This is a genomic window from Salipaludibacillus agaradhaerens, assembly GCF_002019735.1.
In the GTDB taxonomy this organism is placed as follows: Bacteria; Bacillota; Bacilli; order Bacillales; family Salisediminibacteriaceae; genus Salipaludibacillus; species Salipaludibacillus agaradhaerens.
In genome coordinates, this window is the sequence record NZ_KV917378.1 from 1275372 (window position 1) to 1286009 (window position 10638).

Sequence of the window (10638 nt, forward strand, 5' to 3'; positions counted from 1 at the left end):
GATGACGGGAAAAAAGGGTTAAGGGTCTGTATTCACAGAGAGCCGGGGTTGCTGAAAGCCCGGAAATACAGCTTAATCCGACATCTTCCCTGAGTGTTTTGTTGAACGACGATGTCTAGTAGGCTTAACCAGGTATTGAACATACCTGTTATCAAAAGGAGCTGCTCTTTAGCCGCTTCATGAGTCAATATCTGTGAGGATATTGTAAAACCGGGTGGTACCGAGAAAATGTAAAGGCCTTTTCTCCCCGTTGAACCTTCTACATGCCGTATATGTCATGGTGTGAAAAGGTCACGGAGGAAAAGGTCTTTTTCTATTGATTTTGCTACAACTTTAACGATCATAATCGATTACAGGAGGGATGATAGGTGAACGTGGAAACTAAACCTAAAACTCAGCCGAAGACGGCAGTAAAAACTGGTGCGGATATTTTGATTGACTCATTAATTGAGCAAAAGGTAGATACGATTTTTGGATACCCAGGAGGAGCTGTCTTACCAATTTACGATGCTTTATACCGTTCAGATGGTGACTTCGAACACATCCTAACACGACATGAACAAGGTGCCATTCATGCTGCAGAAGGATACGCAAGAGTATCTGGGCGACCTGGTGTCGTTTTAGCAACATCGGGGCCGGGAGCCACTAACCTTATCACAGGGATTGCGGATGCTATGATGGACTCGTTGCCACTTGTAATTATTACTGGTCAAGTTGCCACATCGGTTACAGGCACAGATGCTTTCCAAGAGGCTGACGTAATGGGGATTACAACACCAATTACAAAGCATAACTATCAAGTCCAGTCCAGCTACGACATTCCACGGATCATTAAAGAGGCATTTCACATCGCCTCGACAGGACGTCCTGGACCTGTCGTAGTAGATATTCCGAAAGATATTTCAGCTAATCCGTGTTTGAAAGTAGATGAATCAGATTTCCATTTACCAGGATACCAGCCGACTATTAAACCGAACCCGCTACAAATTAAAAAGTTAACTGAAGCGTTGAAGAAATCAAAAAAACCATTAATTCTTACAGGTGCAGGCGTCATTCATGGTAAAGCTTCAGACCTATTGCTCGACATTGTTGAGGCATATGAGCTTCCTGTTACATCTACTCTATTAGGCCTTGGTGCTTTCCCAGGGGATCACAAACTATTCCTTGGTATGGCAGGTATGCATGGCACTTACACGTCAAATATGGCTATATCAGAATGTGACCTTCTTATAAATATAGGCGCTCGTTTTGATGATAGGCTGACAGGCAATCTTGAGCACTTTGCTACAAATGCAACGGTAGCTCATATTGATATTGACCCTGCGGAGATTGGTAAAAATGTGACGACTCATATCCCTATTGTATCCGATTCTCGAGCAGCATTAGAAGAACTGAAAAAGCAAGTGAATGAAAAGCCTGATCACGGTGCTTGGATGGCTCAGCTGAAAGAAAACAAAGCTAGTTACCCGCTTTGGTATAATAACCCGTCTGAGGATATGATTCCGCAATGGTTAATTAAGTCACTCCATGATGCCACTAATGGTGACGCCATCGTCACAACGGATGTAGGACAGCATCAAATGTGGACAGCACAATATTACGCATTTGCACAACCAAATAAGTGGGTCACATCAGGTGGATTAGGTACGATGGGATTTGGCTTCCCTGCTGCCATCGGAGCTCAATTAGCTGCCCCAGAAGAGCCAGTCGTAGCCGTCGTTGGTGATGGTGGGTTTCAAATGACATTACAAGAGCTTTCTGTCCTCCAAGAACGAGGACTTCCTGTAAAAATAATTATTGTCAATAATGGGGCACTAGGTATGGTAAGACAATGGCAAGAAGCCTTTTATGATAAACGCTATTCAGAATCCATTGTCAGCGTTCAACCTGATTTTGTGAAACTAGCTGAAAGTTATAACATTCGTGGTATGAAATTTGAAACACAGAAGCAATTTAACGACAGCATTAAAGAAATTATGGACTATAACGGGCCAGTACTCTTGGATTGTCGTGTTTTACAGCAAGAGAATGTCTATCCAATGGTCCCACCAGGAAAAGGTATCCATGAAATGATAGGAGTGAAACCATGAAACGTATCATAACGGCTGTCGTTCAAAACAGAAGCGGTGTTTTAAATCGCGTGACGGGCCTTATGCAGAAGCGCCAATTCAATATTGAGAGTATTTCAGTCGGCAGAACGGAAACTGAAGGCATTTCGAAAATGACCTTTGTTGTCCATGTAGATGATCATCAAAAGCTAGAACAATTAACAAAACAACTTAATAAACAGATAGATGTCCTAAAAGTAACCGACCTTTCTGATAAGGCGATCGTAGCTAGAGAACTAGCACTTATCAAAGTCGTAAGCAATGCACAGCTTCGTAATGAAATTCAAGGCATTATTGAACCTTTCAGAGCGTCAATTATCGATGTAAGTAAAGACAGTTTAGCCATTCAAGTGACTGGTAAACCAGATAAAATTGAAGCGCTCATTGAGCTATTACGTCCATATGGCATTAAAGACATTGCCCGAACAGGACTCACAGCATTCGCTCGGGGACACCAACCCCAAGTGACAGAATTCACTTCCTATTCAATATTAAAGTAAGGGACTCTTCCCTACTTAATAATATAACTTTTAAAAATATGCTTGTTAGACGCGAAAAAGGCTCGCTGCCTTTTTAAGGGCTAAAGCCTAAAAATTCTAAAAAGACAAATGGAAGGATGACGAAACAATGACAAAAGTACTTTACAACAACAACATTCAAGACGAGGTATTGAAAAATAAAAAAATCGCCATCATTGGCTACGGCTCTCAAGGGCACGCTCACGCTCTTAATCTTAAAGAAAGCGGATTTGATGTCGTCGTAGGTCTTAGAAAAGGAAAATCGTGGGATCAAGCTGTTGAAGATGGTGTTCAAGTAGAAACAGTTGCTGATGCAGCCAAACAGGCAGATGTTATCATGATTCTTCTTCCAGATGAGCATCAACCAAAAATTTACGAAGAACATATTAAACCTTATTTAGAAGAAGGCAATGCTTTAGCATTCGCACACGGCTTTAATATTCACTTTAGCCAAATTGTCCCTCCAGAAAACGTGGATGTTTTCCTAGTAGCTCCTAAAGGGCCTGGTCATCTCGTTCGCCGTACATTTGAAGAAGGCGCCGGTGTACCAGCATTGTATGGTATTTATCAAGATTACTCTGGTAAAGCCACTGATATTGCCTTAGCTTACGCTAAAGGAGTCGGTGCAGGACGTGCTGGCATTCTTGAAACTTCTTTCCAAGAAGAAACGGAGACAGACTTATTCGGTGAGCAAGCCGTTCTCTGTGGTGGTGCAACAAGTTTAATTAAAGCCGGATTTGAAACATTAACTGAAGCTGGCTATCAACCAGAGGTTGCCTACTTCGAGTGCTTACACGAGCTAAAATTAATTGTGGACCTACTATATGAAGGGGGTCTTGAAGGCATGCGTTACTCGATTTCAGATACAGCACAATGGGGAGATTTCGTTTCAGGGCCACGTGTTGTTAATGAAGAAACGAAAGCCCGCATGAAAGACGTCTTGACTGATATCCAATCTGGTAAATTCGCTAAAGAATGGATCCTTGAAAATCAAGCTAACCGTCCTCAATTTAACGCTATTAATGCGAGAGAAAACGAACATCAAATTGAAAAGGTCGGACGTGAACTTCGCGAACTAATGCCTTTTGTAAAGGAGAAAGCCAACAAGAAAAAGGATGTGGTCTCCAATGGCTCACGTTAACATTTTTGACACAACCCTTCGAGACGGCGAACAATCTCCCGGTGTCAACCTCAATCAGCTAGAGAAGTTAGAAATAGCAAAACAGCTTGAACGATTAGGCATTGATGTGATGGAAGCAGGCTTTCCTGCTTCCTCCCAAGGGGATTTTGAAGGGGTTCGACAAATAGCCCGTCAAATAAAAAACGTTTCTGTTACCGGGTTAGCAAGAGCAAAAAAATCAGATATTGATACAGCGTGGGAAGCTCTTAAAGAAGGGGCAGATCCAAGGCTACATGTGTTCCTTGCCACCTCCCCTATTCATATGACTTACAAATTGAAAAAGACACCAGAGCAAGTGATCCAACTTGCTGAGGACATGGTTAGGTATTCTCGTCAGAATTTTCCGAAAGTTGAATGGTCTGCAGAAGATGCTTCTCGTTCGGACTTAGACTTTCTAGTGAAAATTATAGAGAAAGTTATTGCAGCTGGCGCCTCTGTCATTAATTTACCAGATACTGTAGGTTATACGACCCCTGCTGAATACGGAAAAATGTTTAAATATATTAAAGAAAATGTTCGAAACATCGACAATGTCACGCTATCAGCTCATTGTCACGATGACCTAGGCATGGCGGTGGCAAATACGATAGCCGCGATTGAAAATGGTGCTACTCAAGTGGAAGGCACAATTAATGGCATTGGAGAACGTGCAGGAAACGCTGCTCTGGAAGAATTGGCAGTTGCTCTAACGATTCGTAAAGATTTTTATCCTTACACCACCAACTTAGTTTTAAAAGAAGTCAAACGAACGAGTGATCTCGTAAGTAATTTAACTGGGATGGCTGTACCAAGAAATAAAGCTGTTGTAGGTCAAAATGCGTTCGCTCATGAATCAGGTATCCACCAAGATGGCGTCCTTAAAAACGCATCAACATATGAAATCATTACACCTGAACTCGTTGGCGTTCAATCAAATAACTTAGTGATGGGTAAGCATTCAGGTAAACACGCTTTTAGTGACAAAATTAAACAACTGGGTTATGAGCTTTCTGAAGATAAACTTAAAGAAGCTTTCACAGCCTTTAAACGACTAACTGATCGAAAAAAAGAAGTCACTGATGACGATTTGTTCACTATTTTAACCGAAATTCAAACGCATTCAGATGACGTTAAAAAATATAAATTAGATGCCTTTCAAGTCCAATACGGTTCGTCCAATTTGCCCACAGCTACAGTGGCATTAATTGCTCCTGACGGGTCGAAAGTTGAAACAGCCGCTACTGGGCAAGGAAGTGTTGAGGCTTTATACAATACACTTGATAACATTATTGAAGAAACTATCCATCTTACCGATTATCATCTCAGCTCCATTGGCCGAGGAAGAGATGCACTCGCACAAGCTAATGTAAAAATGACTGTTAATGGCATCTCAGTGTCTGGACGTGGCTCCTCTCAAGATGTATTAGAGGCATCTGCCAAAGCATTCATCAATGCTGTTAATCGCGCATTTTATCATCGGGACCCTATTAAAGACAAAGTAGTGCAGGCTCAATCAAATTAAAGGAGGCAACAAAGCGATGACTAAAAAAATTGTCCTTTTGCCTGGCGACGGAATCGGCGCAGAAGTTATTGATTCTGCTAAACAAGTGCTTGATGCCATTGCAGAGGAATACAACCATACATTTTCCTATGAAACACATGCTATTGGAGGAAGTGCTATAGATGAGCATGGAACGCCTCTTCCTGATGAAACAACGGCCGCCTGTAAATCAGCCGATGCTGTCTTGCTAGGAGCAGTTGGTGGACCTAAATGGGATCAAAATCCTTCTCATTTACGACCAGAAAAAGGATTGTTAGGCATTCGAAAAGCACTCGATTTATTTGCCAATTTACGCCCTATTCAAGGCTTCGATAATCTTCTACACGCCTCTCCATTAAAGGAAGAGGTCGTTAAAGGAAGTGACCTACTCATCGTCCGTGAATTGACAGGTGGCTTATACTTTGGTACACCGAGTGAACGCCGAAACAATGGCCACTCTGTCGTAGATACCCTTGCTTATGAAAGAGCTGAAATTGAACGCATCGTTGATAAAGCCTTTCAAGCAGCCAGTATTAGACGCAAGCATTTAACGTCAGTTGATAAAGCAAATGTCCTGGAATCTAGTAAATTATGGCGTGAAGTTGTAGAAGAGAAAAAAGAAAATTATCCAGATATCACAGTTGAACATATGCTCGTTGATGCAGCTGCTATGCGGCTCATTACAAATCCATCATACTTTGATGTGATCGTCACAGAAAACATGTTCGGGGATATTTTAAGTGATGAAGCTTCTGTTCTTACTGGTTCACTTGGCATGTTGCCATCTGCTAGCTTAAGAGAAGACAGCTTTGGCCTTTATGAACCTGTCCATGGTTCAGCCCCTGACATCGCTGGTCAAGGCATCGCTAATCCCCTCGCGATGATTTTATCGGCCGCTCTTCTATTACGTCATTCATTTAATCTAGATAATGAAGCACGTATTGTCGAATCAGCAGTGCAAAATGTCTTAGAGCAAGGGTACCATACTGGTGATTTAAACATCATAGACGGTCAAAAAGTCGGCACCGAAAAAATGACTGAACGTGTCGTAGATTATATAAAATCAAATAGTGCCACCAACAGCATCATGAGCTGTTATGCGTGAAGGAGTGAGTAAAAATGCCAGAACCAAAAACAATTGTAGAGAAAATTTGGCAAGATCATGTTGTTCATCGCGAAGAGAACAAACCAGATTTGTTATACATTGACTTACAGCTCGTGCACGAAGTAACATCACCTCAAGCATTCGAAGGTCTCCGCATGAAAGGACGTAAAGTACGGAGGCCAGATCGCACATTTGCTACTATGGACCATAATGTTCCTACTATCGCACGCCATATTATTAATGACCCTATTTCAAAAAAACAAATGGAAACATTAAAGACAAACTGTGAAGAGTTCGGTGTATCTTTAGCCGATATCGATCACCCTGATCAAGGAATTGTCCACGTTATCGGACCAGAGCTCGGTTTAACACAACCTGGAAAAACAATCGTTTGTGGTGACAGTCATACATCTACACACGGGGCATTTGGTGCTTTAGCATTCGGTATCGGAACGAGTGAAGTAGAACATGTCCTTGCCACGCAAACGTTATGGCAAGCACCACCAAAAACAATGAATGTAAAAGTAAATGGTCGCCTTAGCCCAGCTGTCACCGCCAAAGATTTAATACTCGCTATTATCGCAAAATTTGGCGTTAAATTTGGCACAGGATACGTATTGGAATATACCGGTGAAGCGATCCAAAACTTGACGATGGAAGAGCGGATGACCATCTGTAATATGTCGATTGAAGCAGGTGCTCGTGCCGGTTTAATCAGTCCAGATGAGACAACGTTTAACTACTTGAAAGGCCGTCGCCACGTCCCTCAAGGAAAAGCTTTCGATAAAGCTGTTGCTTATTGGCAATCTCTCAAAACGGATGAAGGCGCATATTACGATGCTACAGTGGAAATTGATGCTCACGAAGTAGAACCTCAAGTAACATGGGGGACAAATCCAAGTATGTGTATTCCTATAAGTGGCCTTGTTCCTTCGCCAGAAGATGCCCACTCTCCTTCTGAAAAAGAAGAAATTGAACGGGCACTTGACTATATGGGCCTTGAAGCTAACCAACCTATTTCTTCTGTGACAATCGATCATGTTTTCATTGGCTCATGTACAAACTCGCGACTAAGCGACTTGAGAAGAGCAGCTAAAATTATTGAAGGTAGAAAAGTCCACTCTTCTGTCAAGGCCATGGTTGTACCTGGTTCACAGACTGTTAAAAAAGCAGCTGAAGACGAAGGATTGGACAAAATTTTTACTGAGGCGGGCTTTGAATGGCGTGACGCAGGCTGTAGTATGTGTCTTGCCATGAATGATGACATTGTGCCAGCCGGTGAAAGGTGTGCATCCACGTCTAATCGTAATTTTGAAGGACGACAAGGTACAGGGGCGAGAACCCACCTCGTCTGTCCTGAAATGGCGGCTGCCGCTGCGGTTGAAGGTCATTTTGTGGATGTAAGAAATTATTATGCAACACCTGTTTAACACTATGTCTTAGCAACACCGTTTTAGAGGAAATCATTCCTCTCCCTCACTTTTAGAACAGGAGGCCATCTGATGGAACCTATAAAACAGCATACCGGAAAGGTCTACCCTTTAAATCGATCTAACATTGATACAGATCAAATTATTCCGAAACAATTCTTAAAACGAATTGAACGACAAGGATTTGGGCAATTTTTATTTTATAATTGGCGCTTTGACAAAGATGGTGAACTACGTGAAGATTTCTCATTGAACCATCCTGTTTATAAAGGAGCATCTATCCTTGTAGCAGGTGAAAACTTTGGCTGTGGGTCTTCTAGAGAGCATGCGCCCTGGGCTATTCAAGATTACGGTTTTCGAATCGTTATTGCCCCTAGTTACGCCGATATTTTTTATAGTAACTGTGGAAAGAATGGCATTCTAGCCATCCAGTTACCTGAAGAAAAAGTAACTGAGCTTGTCAATAACGCTGAAGGTGTCGAATACTATCTGACTGTCGATTTAGAAAACCAACTCATTACTGACAATCATGGCTTCAAAGCTACCTTTGAACTAGCTAGCTATTTAAAAGAAATGTTGTTAAATGGATGGGATGAAATCGCGGTAACGCTAACGCATCAAGACAAAATCAGTTCGTTTGAGAACACTCACAGATAATTTTTTGGGGACTTTTTATACCGGCAATGACATATATAAAACCACCGATCTATTTCAAGACCGGTGGTTTTTTCACGTTTAACAAACGTAAGCCGTACCAATAATGACAAGTAGAATAAAAAGGACAATGAGCAGCACAAACCCTTCTCCATGTCCTTTCTTACAATCATGTGGTGGGCAATAAGACATCCTTTTCCCCTCCTTTCTTTTTCTTGTTAATACGTTATGATGATTAAAACAAACTGGAACGGCAGAACCCCCTCCAAAAATCATTAAAAGCATTTAGCTAATTTTCAACTTTTTCGTTATAATAGTTAATTGGAGCAACTTTAATTATAGAAGTTCAAAAGAGTTATTAATTTACGATAGAGAGGGTTATGTTAATGATGTCTGTGGATACACCAAGACGAACGTTTGCTATTATTTCTCACCCAGATGCCGGTAAAACAACACTTACTGAGAAGCTTCTCCTTCTGGGGGGCAGTATAAGAAGTGCAGGAACTGTGAAAGGTAAAAAATCTGGAAAATATGCCACATCAGATTGGATGGAAATTGAGAAACAGCGTGGTATTTCAGTAACTTCTAGTGTGATGCAATTACTATATAAAGACGTCCAAATCAACATTCTTGATACACCAGGCCACCAAGATTTTAGTGAAGATACTTATCGTACTCTCACTGCCGTTGACACAGCAGTTATGGTCATCGATAGTGTGAAAGGAATCGAGGCGCAAACATTAAAACTGTTTAAAGTTTGCCGAATGCGTGGCATTCCAATCTTAACGTTTATTAATAAGCTTGACCGAGAAGGTAAGGAACCTCTTGACCTCCTATCAGAAATTGAGGAGACACTTGAGATGGAAACATATCCAATGAATTGGCCAGTCGGTATGGGTAAACGCCTAAAAGGCATATATAGCCTTTCTGATGATACGATTGAAAAATATAATGACTTACACGAGAGAGAGATTACTCCCCTCGCTGATGATAAGTCATTAGCTGATTATGAACGTGAAACATTAGAAGAGGAAACCCTTCTACTTGAAGAGGCAGGAAATGAATTTTCTATAGAAAAAGTTCGAAACGGGGCATTGACACCGGTCTTCTTCGGAAGTGCTCTCGCCAATTTTGGTGTACAATCATTTCTCGATCAATTCGTTAAGCTTGCTGCCCCTCCTCAGCCCAGAAAAGCATCGGGAGAATTTATCGACCCCGAACGTCAAGCGTTCTCTGGATTCATCTTTAAGATACAAGCCAATATGAATCCGAACCATCGTGACCGCATTGCTTTTCTCCGTGTATGTTCAGGTAAATTTGATCGTGGAATGGAAGTGATCCTTTCACGAACTGGTAAGAAAATGAAACTGAATCAGTCTCACTCCTTTTTTGCATCTGATAGGGAAACGGTGGATACAGCCATGCCAGGTGATATTGTAGGTATCTATGATTCAGGTAACTTCCAAGTGGGTGATACAATCGTAGGTGGTGGGGAACTTCTTCAATATGAAGAAATGCCACAATTCCCACCTGAAAAATTTGCAAAAATAACAGCTAAAAATGCTCTTAAACATAAACAATACCATAAAGGAATTGAGCAACTCGTCCAAGAAGGGACCATACAGCTTTATAAAACACCTTACTTTGAAGATTATATTATCGGAGCAGTAGGCGAACTTCAGTTCCAGGTTTTTGAATATCGTATGAAAAATGAATACAAAGTGGATATCGAATTCAATCATATGACACACGAGCTTGCTCGTTGGGTAACAAAGGGAACCGTCTCTGATGACATGACAGATAGTAGGAAAATGCTTGTTAATGATCAACAAGGACGATCTGTCTTATTATTTGAAAACGACTTTGCCTTACGTTGGTTCACGGATAAACACCCAGATGTTGAGTTATCTTCAGGCTGGGACATCCTTGAATAATTAATGATTAAGAAAAAAATCTGACCATGTGGTTCATCCTTCGCTATTCATCAAAGCCTCAGACATGGAATTATACCCTAAAAGGGCTCATCTTATAATATTAAAGATGGGCACCTTTTCCCATCTCTAAAGTCTGATAATTCAGTCAATTGTAGTATAATGAAAAAGAAGGACTTGCACGTTAATGTGG

9 protein-coding genes are annotated in these 10638 nt (G+C 41.3%); 8 read left to right on the plus strand and 1 reads right to left on the minus strand.

Features of this window, described 5'->3' with window-relative positions; genetic code table 11:
- Positions 1-368: 368 nt before the first annotated feature.
- The 7 genes from ilvB to leuD all read left to right on the plus strand — a co-directional run bounded on the left by ilvB (position 369) and on the right by leuD (position 8517).
- A complete protein-coding gene (ilvB, locus tag BK581_RS06240; protein WP_078577366.1) occupies positions 369-2090 on the plus strand; it encodes a biosynthetic-type acetolactate synthase large subunit in 1722 nt (573 codons plus the stop codon).
- Complete coding sequence (gene ilvN / locus BK581_RS06245) at positions 2087-2608, plus strand: acetolactate synthase small subunit (protein WP_078577367.1); 522 nt, start codon at positions 2087-2089, stop codon at positions 2606-2608. The genes ilvB and ilvN overlap by 4 nt, the downstream gene beginning before the upstream one ends.
- 127 nt (positions 2609-2735) lie before the next feature.
- Positions 2736-3767, plus strand: coding sequence for a ketol-acid reductoisomerase (gene ilvC / locus BK581_RS06250; protein ID WP_078577368.1), 1032 nt, complete (start codon positions 2736-2738; stop codon positions 3765-3767).
- On the plus strand, positions 3754-5307 hold the full coding sequence (locus tag BK581_RS06255; protein ID WP_078577369.1) for a 2-isopropylmalate synthase: 1554 nt from the start codon (positions 3754-3756) through the stop codon (positions 5305-5307). Before ilvC ends, BK581_RS06255 begins: the two co-directional genes overlap by 14 nt.
- A 16-nt stretch (positions 5308-5323) precedes the next feature.
- The gene (gene leuB, locus BK581_RS06260; protein ID WP_078577370.1) at positions 5324-6430 is read left to right on the plus strand and encodes a 3-isopropylmalate dehydrogenase; all 1107 of its coding nucleotides are present in this window, start codon (positions 5324-5326) and stop codon (positions 6428-6430) included.
- 14 nt (positions 6431-6444) lie between these two features.
- Positions 6445-7860: a 3-isopropylmalate dehydratase large subunit gene (gene leuC / locus BK581_RS06265; RefSeq protein WP_078577371.1), complete on the plus strand. Its 1416-nt coding sequence runs from the start codon at positions 6445-6447 to the stop codon at positions 7858-7860.
- A gap of 72 nt (positions 7861-7932) precedes the next feature.
- Entirely contained in the window at positions 7933-8517 is a 585-nt protein-coding gene (gene leuD / locus BK581_RS06270) for a 3-isopropylmalate dehydratase small subunit (RefSeq protein ID WP_078577372.1), read from the plus strand.
- 78 nt (positions 8518-8595) lie between these two features.
- Here the strand turns inward: leuD and BK581_RS19890 are convergent, their stop codons facing one another.
- Entirely contained in the window at positions 8596-8706 is a 111-nt protein-coding gene (locus BK581_RS19890; protein WP_143709637.1) for a YjcZ family sporulation protein, read from the minus strand.
- 197 nt (positions 8707-8903) lie between these two features.
- On the opposite strand from BK581_RS19890, the gene BK581_RS06280 reads away from it, so the two are divergent.
- Positions 8904-10448: a peptide chain release factor 3 gene (locus tag BK581_RS06280; RefSeq protein WP_078579874.1), complete on the plus strand. Its 1545-nt coding sequence runs from the start codon at positions 8904-8906 to the stop codon at positions 10446-10448.
- Positions 10449-10638 lie beyond the last annotated feature (190 nt).